The organism is Streptomyces melanogenes (assembly GCF_014649795.1).
Classification (GTDB): domain Bacteria; phylum Actinomycetota; class Actinomycetes; order Streptomycetales; family Streptomycetaceae; genus Streptomyces; species Streptomyces noboritoensis.
Map to the genome: position 1 here is coordinate 1 of NZ_BMTS01000045.1, position 21,398 is coordinate 21,398.

The following is a 21,398-nucleotide window of genomic DNA, read 5'->3' on the forward strand; positions in this document are numbered from 1 at the left end:
GTATCTCGGCCCAGTCCTCCACCTTTAGCACCCTCCATGATCATCAAGGGGGGTCAATTTTCGGAAGACCTCCTGGGGGTCAGTCTTCAGGAACCCGCGACACCTGCGTGCGCGGTGTCCCGTCTTCTTCTCACCTCTCCTGAACACCTGGTGCGTGACCGGATACGACGACATCGTCGCCGTCCTCGACGACGAAGAGAACTTCATGGTCCACGGTGCACAGCCCTCTTCGCCCTCAGCTACAGGCGCCGCGCCAGGCGCGGCCCCCGCCACGGGATCGTGGCGCGACGACGGAGTCCCGATGGGCGCCCTGGACGCCTGCGAACACACCAGGCTGCGGGCCGTGGTGAGCTCGGGGTTCAGCCCGGCGATACTGAAGGCTTTCGAGCCGGTGGTCCGCGCGACGGCCACACGACTGCTGGAACCACTGGCCTCGCTCCCCGAGTTCGACCTCGTCTCCCAGTTCGCCTCGCCCTACTGCCTGGCCGTGACCCTCCAGTTCCTCGGCATTCCGACGGAAACCCACGACAGGTGCGAGCAGCGGTTGGAGCAGGGGCTCGGGTCGATGCAGCACGGCGGCAGCGGAGGCCCTGGGCTGCTGCGCGCGTACGCCGAAGAGCTGCGGGAATGCGAGCCGTTCGCACGGGATCTCATCGCACAGCGGCTGGCAGCACCCGCGCCCGACCTCATCAGCCACATGCTCCACGAACGCCCCGGGGGCCATCGCCTCTCCACCAACGAAGTGATCGCGCAGATCCCCGCGTTGATCACGGCGGGACACCTCAGCCCGGCACAGGCTCTGGCCTCCGTCGTCGGCCACCAACTGTGCTCCCCCGGGGGATGGCATGAGGTGGCCGTCGGCAGCGTACCGATTCCCCAGCTCGTCGAGGAGGGACTCCGCGCGGACGGCCCGATCATCGGCACCTATCGCACGGCTCGGAACGAGGTGACCGTGGCAGGCAGAAACCTGCCGGCCGGCACGCGCCTCCTGCTGCTGTACGGGTCGGCCAACCACGACGAGAGAAAGTTCAGGCAGTCCGACTGGTTCGCCCCCCGCAGGCAGCCTCAGACGTCTCACCTCGCCTTCGGCCGGGGAGCGCATGCCTGCGTCGGAGCCACGCTGGCCCGTCTGGAACTGCGGGTCGCCCTGGAGGAGATGGCAGCCCGGCTACCGACGCTCACCCTCGTCTCCGAAACCGTCTCCGTCCACCGGCCCGCCTTCCCGCAACGCTCACTCACCGCTCTGTGGGTGCGCCCGGGCACCTGCCCGCCGCAGCGGGCGCCGGTGGACGGGGCCGGATCGCCGTCCGACGTGGACGGCTGTCCGGTGTACTGAGCGAGTGCGCGAGGGCCCGGCGCGCCCAGAGGGGAGGCCGGGCCCCGGCCGACCCGGGGCATTGGGCATGAGGGGGCCCGGCACCACCCGCGAGGATCACACATCGGCCGTCGCGCGGACGGTACGACACGAGCGGTCGTCACTCGCATGACTCTGCCCGGTCACGGTGAAATCGCCGCACGCCTGCCGAGAATGCAACGGGGCTCCGGGTTGACGGCGTGTGCCTGTGTCACCCGCCATGATCCGGGGAGCCCCGTTGCCGCTTCAGGTTGACACGCCGCTCCCCGCCCCCTGGGGTCGAACACACCGTATTCGCCACTGAATTGCCCCGGGTGACGGATCTGCCTTGGGCATCGGCCCCGCACCTTCACGGCGAGAAGGAGTTGAGCGTGTCGCGGCGCCGGTGGTCACGCGCCGCTGCCAGGGTGAGCGCACCGACCGGGACGGACTTCCGAACCGGGGTCCCATGGAGAGGATCAAAGGATGACCACGACGGCCAATGGCCGCATCGCCAAGGCCGCCGCCCTGCTGCTGTGCGTCTGTCTCACCTCCGCTCCGAGCGCTCGTGCCGCCGAGAGCTCCGTCGACCTCGTGTGCACGGGGCAGGAGCACGGCACGTCCACACCCGGGGTGACGAACAGCTCGCAAGCCGTCGATGCCGCCGTCGACGGCGTGCTCGGCACGCAGGCCGAGCACGGATCGTGCATGCTCCTCTCGGACGAGGACGCCCTTCCCGCCCCGGACCGGGCGCAGTCGGCTCGCTACACCGACAAGGGCACGGCGGCCGCCTCGTGCAGCGCGTTTCCCTTCGCTCCCGCCCCCCACACCAGGATCCTCACCTGGGGCGACGGCGTGACCAGCACGTTCACGTACGACTACGGGACGCAAAAGGCATTGCCCCTGGCAGAGGGGGAGTTCGCCCTGGTCGGCACCATCACAGCAGGCCGGTTCGCGGGGGCGGGCGCCGACGAAACCGTGGACGTCTCCGCCCTCGACCCGGCGGCGTGCGCCACCCCCGGCGGCGTCACCCGGTGGGACACGCCGACGCTCCTGACGATCCACGACGCCCACCTGTGAGCCGTGACGGCAACATGCCGGCCTGAGATCGCGGCTCCTCGCGGTGGGTAGCGCTCGTTCCCGCCGATGCCGCGCCAGGCCGCTGTCATCCCCGTGAAGGGAGATCCTCATGAAAGCAGCAGATCTGCTGCGGACCGCTCTGCGCCGGCCCTCGCTCGCGCAGATCAGACACGTCGCACCGGTCCCCTTCCGCACCGCCGAGCCGAAGGTGGCCCGGATCTACCGGGATCTGGAGCGGGAGTTCGGGCTGCTCGCGCCCCCCATCGCCCTGCACGCCTCCAGCCCCGACGTCCTCGCGGCGAGCTGGGCACTGCTCCGGGAGTCGATGGTCGCGCCGGGCCGGGCCGACCTGGCCTCCAAGGAAGCCGTCGCAGTGGCGGTCTCGGAGCACAACGCCTGCCCGTTCTGCATCACCGTCCACTCGTCGATGCTGACCACCCTGGTGGGCTCGGGCGCCGCCGCGCACCAGCCCGCAAGGACCTGGGCCGAGGCGCACGCCACCCGCCCCGCCTCCGTATCTGCTGGAGTCCGCGGGCCGGGCCCGGACCACCTGCCCGAGTTCGTCGCCGTCGCCGTGCTGCTCCACTACCTCAACCGCATGGCACACGTCTTCCTCGGGGACTTCCCCCTGCCGCCGTACGTCCCTCCCGCGGCCCTTCGAGCCGTCATGCCGGCTCTGACCCGGCTGCGGCGCTCGGCGAGCCGCCAGGAGCCGGCGCCGGGGCGTTCCCTCGATCTGCTCCCGGCAGCGGCACTCCCCGTCGACCTGGCGTGGGCCGCCGACGGCCCGGCCCACATCGCCCGGGCGTTCGCGCAGGCGGCGGCGGTGATCGACGCGGCCGGCGAGCGCTCGGTACCGGACCGGGTCCGCGAACTGGTCCTGGGCGCGCTGCGGGTCTGGGACGGAGCGCCCCCGGGGCTGAGCCGGTCCTGGACGGAACCGCTCCTGAACGAGCTGCCGTGGGGGGACCGCGTGCCGGGCCGACTCGCCCTGCTGGTCGCACTCGCCCCGTACCAGGTGGACGCGGCCGCGATCGGCGCCTACCGCGTCCAGGCGCCGGACGACGCAAGCCTCGTGGAACTCGCCGCGTGGGCGAGCATGGCGGCGGCCCGGGAGGCCGGCGGGTGGGCTGCGAGCACAGGTGCCACGAGCACCGGGGAAAGACCGGATCACCGCACCGCGGCCTGCGTCCGGCACTACGCCGAACGCCACGACACACCAGCGCAGGACTAGAACAAACGGGTCCGAATATCCCCAATTGCAACGAACGATGACAGATCGTCCCTTTCGCTGAGGTATACGTGATCTCGACGCTGCCGGATGACCCACGCGTGTAAGGCGTCGGGTGGCGGCTGCCTTCGGGGGCAGCCTCTGCGCTGCCTCCTCACCGTGGAGAAAGGAAAGACAGTCGGATGACTGAGTCTGAGATCATCGACAGCGGAAGTGACCGTCGCGGGTTCATGAAGGGCGCCGCGGTGACCGCCGCGGCCGTGGGGGCCGGGGCGCTCGCCACGGGCACGGCCAACGCCGCCGGGGTGGAGGCGCTGGGTAAGGGGCAGCCACTGCCCTTCCCGTTCCCCATCCCGCCGATCGGCGTGGACATCCCCTGCAGCTGCTACGCCGCCAACGTGCCGCTGAACATCAACGTCCTTGGCGTCGTCAACTGTGACTTCAAGGGCGGCATCGACATCTGCGTCCGCGCGTTCACGAACAACGTGGTCGAGTTGGAGATCGTCGGCCACAAGGTGGTCTGCGAGATTCCGGGACTCAGGATCACCATCGAGCAGTCGGACACGCAGATCACGCCGCTCAGCCTGCTGCAGATCAACCCGGGGTCGGGGCTCTTCCCCGTTCCGTTCCCGGAGATGATCGTCAAGCTGCTGTTTACGCTGACGATCCAGCAGCTGGACTCCAGCGGCAACCCCACGGGTACCCCCACCGTCCTGTCGACGGACCCGACCAACCCGGCCGTCCTGTCGTCGGGTGCCCTCACCTCGTTCCCCCCGACCAACCAGGGGTACACCCTGACGAAGGCGATCCCGCTGCTCGACCAGAACGGGAACCAGGCCGGCATGCTCAACGGCTTCCCGGTCAACGTCAACCAGGCCTGACCCCCCGTCTCGGCCTCACCTCACCGCACCCCGCTCTCGGTCCGAGCGGGGTGCGGTGCCGTGCCCCGACGGGGTTACCGGTGCGGCCGGTGGGCAGAAACGCCTGGGACGAGTCGGGGAATCCGGGGAGGGGCGGGCCCATGGGGACACGTACCGGGAAGGATCCGGTGGTGGAGCACCACCGGTTCGTGGTGCTCGGGGCGGGCCCGGCCGGGCTGCAGCTGGGCTGCTTCCTCCAGACGGCCGGGGCCGACTACGCCGTGCTGGAGCGCGAGGACGCTCCCGGCGGCTTCTTCCGCCGCTTTCCCCGACATCGGCGCCTGATCTCGCTGAACAAGGTGCACACCCTGGAGGACGACCCGGAGATCCGGCTGCGCTGGGACTGGAACTCGCTGCTCTCCCCCACCTCCACCCCCCTGTTCACCGATTACAGCGCGGACTGGTTCCCTCATGCCGACACGATGGTCGCGTATCTGAGGGACTATCAGGCGGCACACGTCCCCGGCGTCCGTTTCGGAGTCGACGTCGAACGGATCACCCGCCACGGCGAGGGGTTCGCGCTGCGCGCCGCCGACGGACGCCTGTTCACATGTGACTGCCTGGTCGTGGCCACCGGGTGGGGCGGCCCGTACGTCCCGCCGATCCCCGGGATCGAGCACGCCGTCGGCTACGAGAACGCCCCGCTGGAGCCGGAGGCGTACCGTGGCCGGCGCGTCCTGGTCATCGGCAAGGGGAACTCCGCGTTCGAGACCGCAGCCCCGCTGCTCGACCACGCGGCCCTGGTGCACCTCGCCTCGCCACGCCCGCTGCGCCTGGCGTGGCACAGCAAGCACCCGGGAGACGTGCGCGGACAGTACGGGGCACTCCTGGACAGCTACTGGTTCAAGACGCTGCACGGCGTCCTGGAGTGCACGGTCGACGAGATACGCCCGGTCGACGGGGCCCTGCGGGTCGAGATCTCGTACACCCTCGCCGAGGGCGAGCGCGAGGTGCTCGAGTACGACACGGTGATCCACTGCACCGGGTTCCGCATGGACGACTCCGTCTTCGGCGAGGACTGCCGACCCGCGCTCGCGCCGAACGGACGCTTCCCCGCCACCGGCCCCGACTGGCAGTCCACGGACGTCGACGGCCTCTACTTCGCCGGCACCCTGGCCCAGGCCCGGGACACCAAGCACGCCTCCTCCCCGTTCATCGACGGCTTTCGCTACAACCTGCGCACTCTCGCGCGCCTGCTCACCGAACGGTACGAGGGGCGCCCGCTGGAATCACGTCCCCTCGACGCCGACCCCGACGCGCTGGCCACGGCGATGCTGGACCGGGTCAACTGGTCCTCAGCCCTGTGGACCCAGTTCGAGTACCTGGTCGACGTGTTCGTCCTGGACGAGGAGAGCGGCCGCGCCGACCACTACGAGGACCTGCCCGAGGACTACGCCGTGGAGCGATTCGGCCGAGAGGAGCACCTCTACACGCTCGGGCTGCGCTGGGGGCGCGAGGAGTACCGGGACGTCTTCGCCATCCGCCGTCATCCCGTGCCCGAGCGCGCCCACGAGTCGGCGTTCGTGCACCCGGTGATCCGCCGCTACCGACGGGGCGAACCGACCGCCGAATGCCATCTGCTGGAGGACCTGCTGGCCCAGTGGCGGCGGCCGGACCGCCATGTCGAGCCGCTGCGGGCGTTCCTGCGCGAGCAGAGCGCCCCGCGGATCAGCGCCGTACTCCCGGCTCCACCGGGTACGGAGTGAAGTGGTCGCCGAACAACGCCTTGCCCACATAGGGACCGGCCTCCCGCTGGAAGTCCACCTGCGGGGCGAAGGCCCGCACGGTGCCCTCCAGGACCAGCAGGGACAGCAGCGGAAACACGAACTCGGGGGCGGCGTACAGGCCGTGGCGACGCTGGATGTCGAACAGGGAGGTGGCGAACGACACCAGGTCGAAGTCCTGGGCGGCCAGGCCGCTGTTCGCCCGTACCAGGGCGGCGAGCTCCCGGGTGAAGCCCTCCTTGTCGGGGCGGGGCCCGAACGTCGCCGTGGAGAGCACGACGTCGGCGCAGCCCTCCCCGTCACCCAGGGTCATCCGCAGGAAGAATCCGGCGAAGCGCTGCCTGGTCTGCTGGTCCAGGCGCACGGTGAAGCCCGCGTCGACGAGCACCACTTCGCCGTCCGGCTGGAAGTACAGGTTGCCGGGGTGCAGATCGCAGTGGACCAGGCCGTCGATGAAGAGCATCCGGTAGATGCCGCGCAGCGTGGTGAGCACCGCGCGCTCGCGGACCTCGGCCGGCAGTTCGCCCGCCTCGCGCCGGCGCAACCCCTCGACGAACTCCATCACCAGCACGCCGTCGCCGCCGAGCTCCGGGCGGACGGCCGGAACGCGCAGGCCCGCCTCCTCGGCCAGGTTGGCCCGGAACTCCCGCAGCAGGCCCGCCTCGCGCGGGAAGTCCAGCTGGCTCCGGATCGCCGTCGCCATCTGGTCGACGATGGCGACAGCCGGCACGTCGCGCAGCTGGGGCAGCCGGGCGGCGAGCCGGGTGGCGCAGCGCATGAGCTCCAGGTCCGCCGTCAGCTGCCGGGCGACCCCGGGGCGGCGCAGCTTGACGGCGACGGTGCGCCCGTCCGCGGCGGTGGCGCGGTAGACACAGGCGATGCTGCCCGCAGCGACAGGGTGGGCGGAGCCGTCCGCCCCCCGCTCCAGGACGAACCCGGCGAGCTCCGTCTCGCCCGCCCCCGCCCCCGCCCCCAGCGTCACGGGCCGCACCTGGTCGTGGAGGCGGCCGAGCGCGGCGCACACCCGCGGTGGCAGGACGTCGGCCCGGGTGGCCAGGAGCTGGGCGGCCTTGATGAAGGCCGGACCGAGCCGGGTGGTCAGCTCCACCAGCCACTGGTCCCGGCGGGCCGGGAAATCGCGCCGCACCGCGCCCACGGCGGCGTGCCCGGCGAGGGACGCGGCACCACGGCCCAGGACGAGCAGCAGAGCCGCGCCCCGGGCGACGAGCACTCTGCGAGGGATGGCGGCGTGGCGAGCGGCGGTCATCGATGACTCCTCGGACGGGTGGAGGTCTGGGTGGTGCGTACGGAGAGGGGATCGGTCAGTCGCCGGTCCGCTCCGAGGGTTCGATCTGAGAAGGCGTCAGGTCCATGGGTGACGCTTCGTCGGGCGAGAGCGCGCCGGTGCCGCCGCGCCGCGCGAGAACCCGTTCGCGCCAGCGGACCACACCGAGCGCGAGCACGAACAGCACGGTCATCGGCACCGCCAGGACCACCATGCTGAACGGGTCGCCGGTAGGGGTGGCGAGCGCGGAGAAGACGAAGATGCCCATGACGAAGGTGCGCCAGCGGGCGGTGAGGCCCTGTGCGCTGACCACACCCGTGAAGTTGAGCAGTACCAAGAAGAGCGGCATTTCGAAGGAGACGCCGAACACCAGGATCATCCGGATGAAGAAGTCCAGGAACTGGTCGCCTTGGAGGGAGTTGCTGAACGACTCCGGGGTGAAGCCCAACAGGATCTTCAGGGCCTGCGGGAAGACCCAGTAGGCAAGCCCCGCCCCGCCGAGGAAGAGCGGGACGGCCGCGGCGACGAAGCCGATGGCGTACCGCTTCTCGTGACGGTGCAGGCCCGGTGCGGCGAAGGCCCACAGCTGGTACGACCAGATCGGGCTGGAGATCACCACGCCGGCCGCCAGCGCCACCTTGAAGGTGAAGGTGAGCGGGGTCATCACGCCCTGCATCACCATCAGCCCGTTGGGGCAGTCCGGGGTGGGGGGCGCGATGCCGTGCGTGCCCGGGATGTGGCAGCTGGGCCCGGTCAGATGGGCGATCAGCCAGCCGTGGATCTTCCAGCCGACCACCGTGCCCAGGAACACCCCGAGCATCGCCTTGGCCACGCGGTTGCGGAGCTCGCGCAGATGTTCGCGGAGCGGCATCCGGCGCTTGGCACGGCGGCGGGTGGGCGCGGGGGCGGGAGGGTCGGCGACGGCCGGGGGGTGGGGTTTCGTCAGCTGGGTCGTGTCCACGGGGACAGAGCTCCTCAGGGGTGAGCGAAGAGGTCGGCGGTCGGCAGCCCGTAGCGCCCCACCGGAGTCACGCCTGCGGACGGGCCGACTCGCGCGCCTGTCCGCCGCTCTCCCCTGCGGGCGTCGGTGCCGCGGGCACCTGCGGCGGGTCGGGCCGTTCGTCGGCGGCCTGCTCCTGCTGTGTCGACGGAACGTACGGGGGGCTGTAGTTCACGTGCTTCTCCAGCGGGATCGGGGCCGTGAAGGGGTCCTCCCCCTCTTTCAGCCCCATCTGCTCGGCCGAGGGGAACGGCACGTGCTCCGGCCAGCCCTCGGGTTTGGGGGGCTGCACCGGATTGGGCTTGTAGGTCCAGTCCGGCTGGTCCTCCTCCAGGAGGTGCTTCCTGACGAACGCCCGCGGGTTGAGGTCGCGCAACTGGACATTCTGATACTCGGGCCCCAGCTCGTTGCGCACACCTTCGGAGGCGTCGCGGAGCGCGCCGCGCAGCCTGCGCAGGCCACGGGCGGCCTCGCCGACCGCCTTGGGCAGCTTGTCGGGTCCGTAGATGAAGAGTGCGATCAGGGCGAGAGCGACCAGGGTGAACGGGCTCAGGTTGAACACCATCACTCCAATGGAGACGGCGGATCGCCACAGGGGCGACGTTCATCATCGCGGGATTCCGGCTGCCTCCCGTGCCAAGGCGTCCGCGGCGGAGGAGGATTCACCCGTTGGGCGCGCCGGACGGCGCAACCGCGGGGGTGCGGACCACGACCGCACTCCCAGCGGAGCACCTACGCGTCCGTCCCTTCCCAGAAGACGGCGAGTGCCTTCGCCACGGCGTCCGGGTTGTCGTAGTGCGTCAGGTGTCCGGCCCGGGCGATGACGCTGTGGCGCGCGCCCAGTTGCAGGGCGAGCTCCTCGGTGCGGGCCGACGGGACGAGCGTGTCCTGTGCACCGCGCATCACCAGGACCGGCACGCCGGTGGCGACCAGCCGGGTGAAGAGGTCGGGGTCGGGGACGGCCGCGGCCAGGCTCCGCAGTCCCGTCGGGTGGGTGCGCTCCAGACGCTGGCGGATCACGGTGCGGCGCTCCTCGGTCAGGCTCCCGGCGCGGTGCTGCGCGCCCAGGTAGGCCTCCCAGTCGTCGGCCCGCGTGTCGTGCTCCGCGCCCGCGTCCCAACCGGGGCTGAGAAGGGTGAGGCTGCGGTAGTGGTCCGGCCGGGCCACGACGGCGCTCGCCGCCACCAGTGCCCCCGCGCCGTGGCCGACGAGGTGCGGCAGGCGCCGTGCGCAGGCCGCGGTCAGTGCGACGTTCAGGTCGAGGGCGAGCGAGGCCAGTGAGTACGCCTCGGGGTCGTCGTGCCCGGGGGTCTCGTTCTGGCCGCACTGGTCGAAGGCGAAGCCCCGGTACCCGGCGGCCGCCAGCCGGTACATCAGCGGCGTGAAGTCCTCCTTGGCGCCGCCGGCCCCCGCTACCAGCCCGGCCCGCACGCCGTCCCAGTGCGGACCGGCCGTGCCGGGCTGGCGGACCTCCACCGCTGTGAGCGGGCCGTGCGGGGCGGGCACCCACCTGGGGATGATCGCCCGGTCGTCCAGGACATGGGCCTTCGGGTCAGCGGTCGTGCTCATACCTGCCTCTCTCACTCTCTCGTCGCAATCGCTTGTTCCCGGCCCCGGTCGGGGACCGGCTCCTCACAGCCGTACGATCCGGCAGCCGACCATTCCGGTACGCCCGGACTGGGCGTCGATGTGGCACAGCAGCATGGCCAGTTGCTCCAGCCAGCGGGCGTGCGCCAGCGGCCCCGCCGGCACCGCCTCGAAGCCGAGCGCGTCGACCCAGGCGCACACCAGCCGCTGTGCGGCCGGGTCGTCCACGGCGACCGGGACGCTCATGCGCCGCCTTTCGCCCAGCGGCACGGGGCCCCCTCCTCTGAGGACCTTCGCCGAGACCGTGTTCAACGCCTTGACCACCCGCGCCCTCGGCAGGCGCTCGGCCAGCAGCTCGGCTTCGCTCAGGCCCCAGGAGCCCCGCGCGCCGACACTCTCCCGCCGGTTCACCGACGGGTTGGAAAGCTCAAGGACGACCTTGCCCGCGAGCACCGGCTCCAGTTGCTCCGCCAGCACCCGCAGCGGCTCCCCCGGCGGCACCGCGAGCACCACCAGGTCGGCCGCAGCGGCCGCCTCGACGGGCGCCAGCTGCACCACCTCCGGCGGCACCCCCGGGCGCCTGCGGCGGTGCTCGCGCACACCGGCCAGCACCTCCAGGCGACGGCTCAGCGCGGCGTGCAGCAGCGCGGAACCCATCCGCCCGCAGCCCACCACCGCGGTCCTGACGGACAGCGGCGACGGGGCCGGATCACCGCCCTCCTCGCGCCGGCCCGGCTCAATCACGCTTGGCCACCGCCAGGATGGGCTCCCTCTCGTAGGGACGCAGCGCGGTGGTGAGCTCCTCGGGCACCTCGGTGGGCTCCATCACCCCGCGAACGCGGCGCATGCAGGCGATGGTCTGCTCTCCCCGGGCCGCCAGCTGCGCCGCCGTGCCGTCCATCCGGTAGTAGTCGAACAGCATGGTGATCCGACCCGGTTCGCGCCGCCCCAGGGACATTCTCACCTCGACCTCGTCACCGGCGAACAGCTCGGCGAAGAAGTCGCACCGGCTGGCGGCGGTCACCAGGGCGAGATCGTCGTGGAGAGCGGCCATCACTCCTGGCGCGTGCTCGGTCAGGAACATCTCCCGGCAATGGCCTTGCCACAGGAAGTAGTTACTGAAGTACACGTTGCCGACGAGGTTGGTCTCCTCCAGCATCACCCGATGCCGGTGGTTGTACGTTTTGCGCTGCCACATGGACGCCTCCTCCCTCTCTCGCCATCAGGGCCACGGCGATCACCGTGCCCGAATCGCCGTCCGTCTCCGTCTCGTTCACGGCCTCCTCAGGTGCCAGGCGCGCGGGAAGCACCACGGTCGCCAGCAGGGACCGCCCGCTGCGGAAGCGGACCCATCCGTCCTCGAACACCCCGTCCACCGTGACCGGCGCGGTGGGGGTCCGACCGGCCTTGCCCATGCACTCGGCCACGGTCCACAACCGTGCCGCGGTGGCGTACTCGGGCTCGTCGACGGCCGGGCGCAGCTGGTGCCACAGCGCCGCGAAGTGGGCGCCGAGCGCCTTGCGTACCCGTTCCCCCTCGTCCGCGGACACCTGCTGCCAGTCGACGGCCGCACCGCCCGGGGCGGCGGCGGTCAGCGTCAGCCGGCCGCAGTGGCTGCGCGAGGTGCCGTGCGGCGGCCGGACCGGCGGAACGCTGCGGTCCTGCGCACCGCCCGGTTCGACGGCGACGGTGAGTGCGGAGTCGAGTCCGAGGGTGAGCGCGCCGCGCTCCAGGGCCACCGCGAGCAGCGGCGGGGTCCAGCGGGTCCGGCGCGGCAGCTGACCGACGTCGGTCAGCCGCAGGCGGCGCCAGCGGGCCAGCAGGCGCCCTTCGCCGTCACGTGCCTCGACGTCCCACACGTACGATCCGCCCTCGGCCCACAGCTCCCGGGCGTGGACCACTGCTTCTCCGTCGCCGTCCTGCGGCTGGTGCTCGGCGGCCCAGAACTCCTCGCAGCCGACGGGCAGCAGCCGGCGGTGCGGTACGCAGGCCTGGAGGGCGTGGATGGTGGCGTCGTTGCGTCCGGGGCTGCCAAGGAGCAGCCCCTGGGGCAGCCCGGAACCGAACCAGTCGGCGCTGGTGTCCGGGTGCAGCCCGGCCCGGACCTCGCGGGCACGCAGACCGTGCAGCGCGCCGACCCTGCGGAAGCGGCCGGTGTGGAAGTAGAGAGGGCCGTAGAGGTCCTCGGAGGGGACGCCGGGGTCGTCGGCGGCAACCGGACGCACCGCGGGCCCGGTACCGTCCGGCTCCGCGGCCCGCGCGGTCGCCGGTAGGGGGAACCACGCCCGGAAGTGGTCGGCGCGAAAGGCCGTCTCGTCACTGCGCAGCACGACGGCGATACCGCCCTCTTCGGCGAGCGCGCACAGCCGGAGGGTACGGGTGGCCCCGTCCGCAAGGGTGACGGGCCGGTCCAGCGACACCTCCTGGACGTGGCGCAGCGGTCGTCCCGCCAGTGCCGAGGCGACCTGGGCCATCGCTTCGAGGCCGACCACGGCGGGCAGCACTGTGAGTCCGCCAATGCGGTGGTCGCTCAGATACGGGTCGGTTTCCTCGCTGACGGTGTTGTCCACCACGAGCTCCACGCCCGGGTAGTGGACGCGTGTGTGCTGCAGGAAGCGGCCGGCGCGCGCGTGCGGCTCGGCGGCGAGCGGCCGCGGCGGCAGCCCCATGCGCCCGTGCACGGTCACAGCTGTGGGCAGCGGGGTGTTCCCGGCGAGACGGAGCAGCAGGCCCAGGCCCTGTTCGAGGGGGATCGGCGTGACGTCGAGCCGGGCGAGCCGGTCCAGTACCCCGAGCCGCTCCCCCATGCCGACATCGGCCCACACCGACCAGTCGATCACGAGGGTGCGGCAGTCGGGCAGTGTGCGGGCCTCGTCCTCGAGCATCTGGCGGAGCGCGCCGTTGGCGAGCGCGTAGTGGCACTCCCCGGCCAGCCCATAGCGCCCGATCACCGAGCCGAAGCCGATGAGCAGCCGGAGCCTGCGCCGGTCCACCGCCGCCAGCAGGTGCGAGAGACCGGAGGTCTTGGGGGCGAGGTGCGCATGCACCTCGGCCTCGGTGAGCTCGGTGAAGCGCCGCGGGTCGTTGACGCCCGAGGCGTGCAGCAGCGCCGTGACCGGTCCCAGCTTGCGTTCCAGCACCGCGACCGCGCCCGAGGCGGACAGCGGGTCGGTGATGTCCGCCCGCTGGTAGCTGGCGGTGATGCCGAGTTCGGCGAGCCGTTGCAGGTTCCGGCGCAGTGATTCGTCGGTGACCGGGTCGCTGCGGCCGAGCAGGGCGAGTGACGCGCCCGTGCTCAGGGCGAAGGCGGCCGCGCCCTCGAAGCCGAGTCCCTTGCCTCCGCCGCTCACCAGCAGCACGTCGTTCGGGCCGAGCACTTGTTCCCCGGCGGCGGGGTCCGCATCGGAGACCATGGTGGGAGCGGCGAGGGTGCCGTCCTCGCACACGATCAGCTCGCGCAGGACCCCTGGCTCGGCCGCGGCGACCACGGCGGCGCGCTCGAGACCGGTGTCGGTCTGCGGCACCCGCAGCACGGTGATGCCCAGTTCGGGGTGCTCCTGGTGCAGGCTGCCGGCGAAGCCGGACAGACCCGAGCCATGGGTGACCAGGACGAGCCGGTGCGAGCCCTCCAGCGCGGCCCGCGCCGCGCCGAGGAGGACGGTGACACACTCCCGGGAAGCGGCGTCGGGAACGTAGGCCAGTTCCGCCTGTCCCGCCGCGTCCCCCAGCAGCAGACGCAGGGCGGTGGCGCACAGCGCGCCTTCCGTTGAGGGGACGGTGACCCGGCCGGGACGGTCGACGGGCGCCGGCTCGGGCAGCGCGACGGGGCGCGGCTCCTCCACGAAGCAGCGAACCCAGGGCCCGACTCCGGGGACGACCGTCTCCTGCCGGTCGTCCCCGTCCGCTTCGGGCAGCGAGCCCAGCACGTCGATGATTTCGGCGAGCGAGGCGTCCGCCATGGCCAGCGGGGCGACGGGAGGTTCGAGACCGGCCGCGCAGGCGGCCTCGGTGAGCAGTTGGGTCACCTTCAGCGACGAAAGGTGGAGGTCGCTCAGCAGGCGCTGATCCAGGGCGAGCGACGCCGGTTCCAGCTCCGTGGCCTGGGCGACCAGGCGCACCACGATCGAGGTGAGGTCCTCACCGGTGGCACCGCCGGCCGCCTCGCGCGGTTCCTCGTCCGCGACCGCGGCGGATGGGGCGGGAGCGGCCTCGGAGCCCAGTTCCGGGCGTGCGCAGGGATTGGGGATGAACACCCGCTCCCGCCAGGGATCCACGGGCCGACCCTCGCGCCCCTCGAACAGCGCACCGGTGTGCTGGAGCGCCCCGCATGCGAAGAGCGCCGCCGCGGTCTGCGCGCGGGCCCGGGAGCCGCGCGCTCCGACGTCCAAGGACACGACCGGCACCCCGCTCTGGGTGGCGAGCGAGGCGAGCGCGTGCCCCGCTCCGGCCTCACAGAACAGGTCCGTGCGCGACGCCACCTTGCCCAGCGCTTCCCAGAACCGCACCGGCTCCGTCATCTGGTCGCACAGCAGCGCCTGCAACCGGGTGCCGCCGACCCGGCAGATGCCACCGCTGACGCTGGAGAGCAGCGTGCGGCGGGGCCGTGCGAAGCGGGTGGCGCGGATCAGCGGCGCGAACTCCTCGGCAGCCTTGGCGACGGCGGGAGAGTGGAAGCCGTGTGCCACGGGCAGCGCCACCGTGCTCACGCCCCGATCGGCCGCGCGCCGTGCCAGCGCGGCGAGTTCGTCGAGAGGGCCCGCCACCGCGTAGGCCGAGGGCCCGTTGTACGCGGCGATCACCACGGGGGTGCCACGGCGCAGCTCCCGAGTGGTGACGGCGTCGGCGGTGACCGCGAGCATGCCCGTGCCCGGCTCGCTCAGGTCGGCCATCAGTCGGCCCCGCTGGGCGACGAGTGCGGCGCTGTCCTGTCCGTCCAGGCACCCGGCCCACACCAGGGCGGCGTACTCCCCCAGGCTGTGCCCGAGTGCCGCTTCGGCCTGTACCCCCATCTTGTCCAGCCATCTCAACCCGGCCAGCGAGGCCCGGTGGATGGCCGGCTGCGCGATGGCGGTGTCGGTCACGGCCGTGCCCTCGGCGATGGGATCACCGCTCGCCTCGTCGCCGAGATCGGCGCCCACCTCCCCCAGGTCGGCGCGGACCGGGGCACCTTGGCCGGGGAGGAGCAAGGTGACGCGTCCGGCCGAGGTGTGGCCGACCCACACGCCCGGACGACTGGCCAGGGCACCCTGCCGGGACTCGGCGACGACGGCCGCGGCCACCTTCGCGCGCTCGGCGAGCTGCTCCGGCGAGTCGGCAACCAGGGCCACCCGGACCGGCCCCGGATGCGGTGCGCGTCCCCACAGGACCGCCAGGTCGTGCACCTCGGCGTCGCTGAACCGCGGCGCCGCCCGGGCCAGGCGCTCAAGGCGGTCGGCGAGCTCGGCCGGATCGTCGCCGCTGAGCAGGACGAGTTCCTCGGCGGGCTCGCCGCGCCGGGCTCGCGGAAGGGACGCCTGGACGGCCGCGGAGCGCGGTCGGCGCGGACTGCGGGGGTCCGAGAGCACCAGATGGGTGTTGATGCCACCGAACCCGAACGCGCTCACCCCCGCGATCCGTTCGCCCCGGGGCCAGGCCTCCGCCTCTGTCGGCACCCGCAGCACCGCCGCGTCGCCGGCCAGTTCCTCCCGCGGCTTCTCGCAGCCCGTGGTCGGGGGCAGGACGCCGCTGCTGACGCTCATGCACGCCTTGATCAGACCGGCCACTCCGGCCGCGGCCTTGGTGTGGCCGATGTTCGCCTTGACCGAGCCGAGCACGGCCGCTCGCTCGGCTCCGGCACGCAGCGCGCTCAGCGCCCGCAGTTCCACCGCGTCGCCCACGCCCGTGCCGGTGCCGTGTCCTTCCACCAGGCCCAGGGCGCTCGGCTCGATGCCCGCGTGCTCGTACGCCCGCCGCAGTGCGAGGAGCTGCCCCGACTGCTCGGGGCGAGTGATGCCGCCCGCACCGTCCGAGGACATGCCCCAGCCCCGGATCTCCGCGTAGACCGGCAGGTTGGCGGCGGCCGCGTCCCGGGCCCGCATCAGGGCGACGACCCCGCAGCCCTCCCCGGGCAGGAACCCGGTGGCGTCCTCGTCGTAGATCCTCATACGGTCCTCGGCGAGCGCGCCGAGCCGGGCGAAGCCGACTAGTTCGAAGGGGTCGAGGCTGATGTCCACGCCGCCCGCGAGGACCAGGTCCGCGCTGTTGTCGCGGAGTTTGCCGCATGCCGTGATCACCGCGAGCAGCGAGGAGGAGCAGGCGCCGTCCACGGTGAACCCGCCACCGTGGAAGTCGAAGTGGTTGCAGACGCGGCCCGCGATGGTGTTGGCCAGTCCGCCCGAGAGGAACTCGTCGTCAGGGGCGGGGAAAGGCTCCAGATACCGTCGCGCGGTACGGGCGAGTACCTGCTCGCAGGTGTCCTTGTCCAGCCCTTCCTCCTGGAACACACTGGCGAGGACAGCGCGTACGTAGGGCCAGCGCAGCCGCAGCGTGCGGGCGCGGGTGACTTCACCGGTGAGGGTGTTGCCCAGGACGACGGCCACGCGGTCCCGGTCGAAGCCACCGCCGCCGGGGGAGCCGGCGTCCTCGAGCGCGCGCGCCGCCGTCTCCAGAGCGAGCCAGTGCGCCGGGTCGGCGGCCCGGTGCACGGTACCCGGCACGCGGAAGGCTGCGCGGTCGAAGTGCCAGCCCTCCAGCAGGGCGGCTCTCACTCCGTAGACGCTGTCGGGGCTGCGGCGGGTCGGGTCGAGGTACTCCTCCACCGCGAACCGCTCGGCGGGCAGCCGCCGAAAGGCCCGCCGCTTGCTCAGGACGAGGTCCCACAGCTGCGCGGGGTCGTCGGCATCGGGGTAGCGGCAGGCCATCCCGACGACGGCGATGCCGTCGTCGGCATCCCCGCTTGCCATGTCGTAGGCGGGCAACAGCACTCTCCTCTAGGAAGCCTCGGCGGCGACGGCACCGGCCGGGGTCGTGGCAACGGGCGCCGGGCCGTCCTCGGCCCGGGCGGCCTCCTGCCGGGGGGAAGGGATGTCCCCGCGACCGCGCGCCGACAGCACGACCAGGAGCATGCCGCGCAGCACACAGGTGATGACCAGCGCGAAGAACATGCCGAAGACGATGTGCAGATGGACCAGGGCGCCGTAGGTCGCCGCGATGGTCAGCCCGAAGACGAACTGGTTGCGCGGACGCCACGGAGAGGTCCCCGGATCGGTGATCATGTAGTTGGTGAAGAGCACGAACGCCGTGCCGGTCATCGGCAGCAGAGCGCTCACCGTGGAGACGTCGGTGAGCATTCCACGCAGCAGCGCCTGCGCCGCGAAACCGCCCACCCAGCCGAGGATCAGCGGCAGTTTGCCGGTGAGCTTGCCGTTGAGCAGGGTGCCGAGCACCAGGATCACGATGGGCGGGATCACGTCGGCCCAGTCGAACAGCCACTCGGTGAACTGGTAGGGCGGCGCGATGCCGACCCAGGGGAACAGGAGCAGCACCGCCGCGATGCCGACGTTGCTCGGGTTGAGCACGTGCCGGGCGACTCCCTTCACCTTGACCCGCACCAGGTACTTGCTGGACACCCCGAGCACCGCGGCCAGTACCGTCGCCCAGATGTGGCTGTTGGAGTAGAGCAGCATGGCGCAGGCGAGGCCGCCGATGTAGGCGGGCAGCAGGAAGTCCACCGCCTTGCCCACGGGCGCCCGGAAGCGCGGGGCGCGTCGCTGGGACCACGCCTCGATCGCTTCCAGCAGTGCCTCGGTGCCGACCGCGGCGGCGACGCAGGACAGCGGCGTCGCGTACGCCTGCTCGAATCCGAGGACGGTGTGGCCGAGCACGGTGGCCGCCGTGATGGACATCGCGAAGCGGCGCAGTGCCGCGCTGCGGCGCTGTTCCGTTGTCTTCTTCGCCGCCTCGGGGGGTGCTCCGGAGTCGGTCGTCATGCGGGAACCTCCACGATGGTCCCGTCCTCGGCGAGGATCAGGTTGTGCCAGCCGGGGCGGATGAGCTGGGTGCGCTGGTGGCGCCTGCCGTCCGGGTCCCGCCAGATGACGTCGGTGCGCAGCGGGCCGGTCAGCTCCTCGCCGCCCAGGCCGAACAGGAGGTCGGGGGCAGCCACGCCGCCGTGCCCGTTGGCCGGGTACACCTGCTGTTCGGTGGTACGCCCGTCCGGCAGGTGCACCCGGGCCACCGCTCCGACGGCCGGAGCGGTGTGCGGTGCCGTCGCCGGCAGCCGAAGTCGCAGGCCGAGGAACGGGCCGGCCTTCGACTCGTTGTGGTAGAGCACGGACTGGCCCCACTGGTTGGCCGCGACGAAGTCGAGGCGCCCGTCCCCGTCGACGTCCCCGACGGCGAACCCCCGGGTGACGGCGGTGGAGGCCACTCCGGCCGCCTTGGCCACGTTCACATAGCGGCCCTGCGGGGTACGGGCGAAGAACGTGTTGGTGTCGTGGCCCGAGAGGTCGTCGCCCGGCTGGATGTGCGGCCACAGCTTCGGATGCTTGAGGATCAGGTCGTTGGAGAGCGCCGTCTCCTGGAGCTGGGCCCACCGCGAGGTCTTGCCCGCCACGAAGCCGGTGGCGTGCATCACCTGGGGGAAGCCGGAGTTGTCGAAGTCGGCGGCGGCGACGTCCCAGGTCCAGCCGGAGCGGGCCATGCCCGTGCTCTCGCTGTGGTCGTCGTAGGGCGCGTCTCCCAGACGCAGCCGCTCACCGAGCGTCTTGCGGTCCACGGTCGGCCGGAAGACGAAGTTGCTCTCCTCCAGCGCGTACGGCTCGGTGATGTTGCCGACCAGGATCGACTGCATCCCACTGCGGTCCAGGTCGGCGAAGGCCACTCCCATGCCCTTGAAGGAGTCACGGCCCACCACCTTTGACTTGGGCGTGGTGAAGTGGCGCGTCCCGGTGGCGGTACGGAAGGTGGGCCGGCCCGGCGCGGACTTGTTGTACAGCAGCCGGTCGGGGGCGAAGTCGTTTGCCTGGTACAGCTCGGGCAGTCCGTCACCGTCAAGGTCCTGGCTGGCCAGCGCGAGGGTCCAGCCGCGCGGTGAGGCGGGCCCGAAAGCGTCGGGCACCTCGCTGAAGTAGGCGCGCGGGCCCGCGCCGGAGCGCCCGTCGACGTACCGGAAGAAGCGCAGGGTGCCACCGTTGCGGGCACCGGACATCGAGTCCGGCATCTGCAGCGAGGACTGGACGGCCGTCGGGTCGAGCACCCGGGCGCCGTCCGGGAAGTAGTTGCCGACCACCAGGTCCGGGCGGCCGTCGCCGTCGTAGTCCCCGATGGTCATCGCGTTGGTGCTCCACACCGGGTGGTCGGCGACCAGTTCCTGCGGCACGAACGCGGATGGGGACGGGGCGGCGTCGGGGACGCGCATGAACAGGACAGGCGAGCGTCCCCAGTAGTAGACAGCCACGTCCTGCCAGCCGTCCTGGTTGAAGTCGGCGGGCAGGCAGCCCATCGGGGCCGCGTAGGACGGCATCGGCAGTCCCCTGGCCTCCAGGGTGAACGGCTCGTAGCGGTCCTTGGTGTGGGGCGCCGTGCGGACGGTCACCGTGTCGGTGCGCGGGTCGACGAGGCAGACATCGCGCGACTCGTTCGCGCCGTCCGCCGAGAAGACCCCCGCACCGGCGCCGACCGAGGAGATCCACGAGCGGATGTGGTGGAAGGCCGGGGCAACGGGACGCACCCGGCGGTCGTCGGACTGGTCCGGTGCGTTGAGGGGGGCGGCGGCGAAGTGGAAGGGAGCGGCCGCCGCGTCGCGGTCGGCAGCGGAGACGGTGTACGGCACGGCCAGGGCGAAGGCCGCGAGACAGCAGCCGAGCGCGGCGGCCTTGGGGGCCTGCGACCGGGCGAAGCGGGTCAGTGAACTCATCGCACGCTCCGGGGGCTCGTGGTGGTGTCGGCGGACCGGACGGCCGGGATCTCATCGGCGGTCTGTTCGGGAACGCCCGCCGGATCCGGATCCGTCTGGGCCGCCCACAGCCGTCTGACCCCGGCGCGCCAGGCCAGGTACTGCGCTGCCGAAGCGGGCTGGGATCCGAGGTCGGCCAGCGCGGTGTCGGTCCATCCGGCGGCGGTGTGCGCCGACGCCCCGGTGAGAATGGGGGCCGCGCTGCGGCAGTGTTCGGGCAGCGGCGTCCGCGCTCGCTTCCGGGCCGCACAGGCGAAGGCCGCGCCCTGGGCCAGATGCGCCCGGTATTCGGCTGATGCCTCCACCAGGGCGTGCAGTTCGCCCTCGCTCGCGCCGCCCGCGTAGGTGGCCGCGAGTCCGATGCCGCTCCAGAGGTCCGACCGTCGCCCCTGGGGGAACGCGGCCACCCGCAGGCGCAGGGCCTGAGGGTCCGCGCACTCGTGGAACCAGAGGCAGCGTCCGAGCCCCTGGTCCCGCATCGCCCGCTTGTGCGGGTCGAGGCGGCTTTCGGTCCGGCAGCCGCCGACGACCCGGTCCGAGTCGAAGAAGCCCTGGTAGAAGCCGAACCCGTCCCAGGCCAGCCAGCGCAGCCAGGGATCACCGGCACGGATCCCCGTCCAGGGGCGCAACCGCAGCTTGCCGAATGCCCAGCCTGCGCCCACGTGAATCAGATGCGGATAGTCCTGGCCCGCTTCCGCAAGCAGGCCGCGCAGTCTGCTTCCCCCGGAGAGAGTCATCAGATCGAGTAGTGCGCAGCCCATTCCAGCGCCTTCGAAGGCGAATCCCCGAAAATCCTCTGGAATCTCTTCGATCCCGCCTCTGAGGGCCTCGGCACCACGCACGCTCACCGCTTGGTTGAAGCCTTCCAGAAACGCTCGGCCGGAATCTTCCAGCGTCTGCCTGGCTGGTCCTTCACGCAGTCTGAATCGCCGTACTCCGAAATCGACCTGCCCCAGATCCTGCCGCAGCAGTCGTGCGGCACGGGCACCAAGAGGACCACGGGAAGTGCCCTGTGCCCCCTTGCCTGGAACGTAGAACGCCACCGCCGATTCCCCTCCTGCATTTCATCCGTTGCGACTAATATCCTCGGGGCAACCAGGTACATTCTTGATACGCCGAAAGGGTGCACCCTCCGGACTTTTGCCCCCAACCGAGTGAATCCCCACCCTTGGCGCGGTGATTGACGGGGAAGAACCAACGAAACGACGACGATGGCTACGACGTCGCGTATCGAAGCGGACCCGCCGGGGCCGGCAATCGGATCCCCGCATCCACCCGGCGGCCACCGCGCAGAGAATTCCCTC

General features: G+C 71.9%; 15 protein-coding genes. 5 read left to right on the plus strand and 10 right to left on the minus strand.

The features are described from left to right. Window positions 1-154: 154 nt before the first annotated feature. The 5 genes from IE252_RS40780 to IE252_RS40800 all read left to right on the plus strand — a co-directional run bounded on the left by IE252_RS40780 (window position 155) and on the right by IE252_RS40800 (window position 6,270). Complete coding sequence (locus IE252_RS40780; RefSeq protein ID WP_190094571.1) at window positions 155-1,336, plus strand: cytochrome P450; 1,182 nt, start codon at window positions 155-157, stop codon at window positions 1,334-1,336. A gap of 483 nt (window positions 1,337-1,819) precedes the next feature. After that, on the plus strand, window positions 1,820-2,413 hold the full coding sequence (locus IE252_RS40785; RefSeq protein ID WP_190094572.1) for a hypothetical protein: 594 nt from the start codon (window positions 1,820-1,822) through the stop codon (window positions 2,411-2,413). Window positions 2,414-2,522: 109 nt separating this feature from the next. Continuing rightward, window positions 2,523-3,647 carry a carboxymuconolactone decarboxylase family protein gene (locus IE252_RS40790; RefSeq protein ID WP_229849127.1) on the plus strand — a complete coding sequence of 375 codons (1,125 nt, stop codon included), beginning with the start codon at window positions 2,523-2,525 and terminating at the stop codon, window positions 3,645-3,647. A 179-nt stretch (window positions 3,648-3,826) separates the two neighbouring features. Next, window positions 3,827-4,525 carry a twin-arginine translocation signal domain-containing protein gene (locus IE252_RS40795; RefSeq protein ID WP_190094573.1) on the plus strand — a complete coding sequence of 233 codons (699 nt, stop codon included), beginning with the start codon at window positions 3,827-3,829 and terminating at the stop codon, window positions 4,523-4,525. Between the two features lie 140 nt (window positions 4,526-4,665). Beyond that, complete coding sequence (locus IE252_RS40800; protein ID WP_190094574.1) at window positions 4,666-6,270, plus strand: NAD(P)-binding domain-containing protein; 1,605 nt, start codon at window positions 4,666-4,668, stop codon at window positions 6,268-6,270. Here the strand turns inward: IE252_RS40800 and IE252_RS40805 are convergent. The 10 genes from IE252_RS40805 to IE252_RS40850 form a co-directional block, all read right to left on the minus strand. After that, the gene (locus IE252_RS40805) at window positions 6,233-7,555 is read right to left on the minus strand and encodes an ABC1 kinase family protein (protein ID WP_190094575.1); all 1,323 of its coding nucleotides are present in this window, start codon (window positions 7,553-7,555) and stop codon (window positions 6,233-6,235) included. The two genes, IE252_RS40800 and IE252_RS40805, sit on opposite strands and share 38 nt — an antisense overlap. A 55-nt stretch (window positions 7,556-7,610) precedes the next feature. Further along, the gene (gene tatC / locus IE252_RS40810) at window positions 7,611-8,534 is read right to left on the minus strand and encodes a twin-arginine translocase subunit TatC (RefSeq protein ID WP_190094576.1); all 924 of its coding nucleotides are present in this window, start codon (window positions 8,532-8,534) and stop codon (window positions 7,611-7,613) included. 67 nt (window positions 8,535-8,601) lie between these two features. Then, complete coding sequence (locus IE252_RS40815; protein ID WP_190094577.1) at window positions 8,602-9,138, minus strand: twin-arginine translocase TatA/TatE family subunit; 537 nt, start codon at window positions 9,136-9,138, stop codon at window positions 8,602-8,604. Between the two features lie 167 nt (window positions 9,139-9,305). After that, complete coding sequence (locus tag IE252_RS40820; RefSeq protein ID WP_190094578.1) at window positions 9,306-10,142, minus strand: alpha/beta fold hydrolase; 837 nt, start codon at window positions 10,140-10,142, stop codon at window positions 9,306-9,308. A gap of 63 nt (window positions 10,143-10,205) precedes the next feature. Beyond that, window positions 10,206-10,904: an NADPH-dependent F420 reductase gene (locus IE252_RS40825; protein WP_190094579.1), complete on the minus strand. Its 699-nt coding sequence runs from the start codon at window positions 10,902-10,904 to the stop codon at window positions 10,206-10,208. Then, window positions 10,897-11,358 (minus strand): acyl-CoA thioesterase, encoded by a 462-nt coding sequence (locus IE252_RS40830; protein WP_190094580.1) that lies wholly within the window; start codon window positions 11,356-11,358, stop codon window positions 10,897-10,899. Before IE252_RS40830 ends, IE252_RS40825 begins: the two co-directional genes overlap by 8 nt. After that, complete coding sequence (locus IE252_RS40835; RefSeq protein WP_190094581.1) at window positions 11,276-17,116, minus strand: type I polyketide synthase; 5,841 nt, start codon at window positions 17,114-17,116, stop codon at window positions 11,276-11,278. The genes IE252_RS40830 and IE252_RS40835 overlap by 83 nt, the downstream gene beginning before the upstream one ends. Window positions 17,117-17,128: 12 nt before the next feature. Beyond that, complete coding sequence (locus IE252_RS40840; protein ID WP_190094582.1) at window positions 17,129-18,127, minus strand: RnfABCDGE type electron transport complex subunit D; 999 nt, start codon at window positions 18,125-18,127, stop codon at window positions 17,129-17,131. Continuing rightward, window positions 18,124-20,055: an FG-GAP repeat domain-containing protein gene (locus IE252_RS40845; RefSeq protein WP_190094583.1), complete on the minus strand. Its 1,932-nt coding sequence runs from the start codon at window positions 20,053-20,055 to the stop codon at window positions 18,124-18,126. The genes IE252_RS40840 and IE252_RS40845 overlap by 4 nt, the downstream gene beginning before the upstream one ends. Beyond that, window positions 20,052-21,137, minus strand: a complete 1,086-nt coding sequence (locus IE252_RS40850) for a DUF1702 family protein (RefSeq protein ID WP_190094584.1) — start codon at window positions 21,135-21,137, stop codon at window positions 20,052-20,054. Before IE252_RS40850 ends, IE252_RS40845 begins: the two co-directional genes overlap by 4 nt. Between the last annotated feature and the right edge of the window lie 261 nt (window positions 21,138-21,398).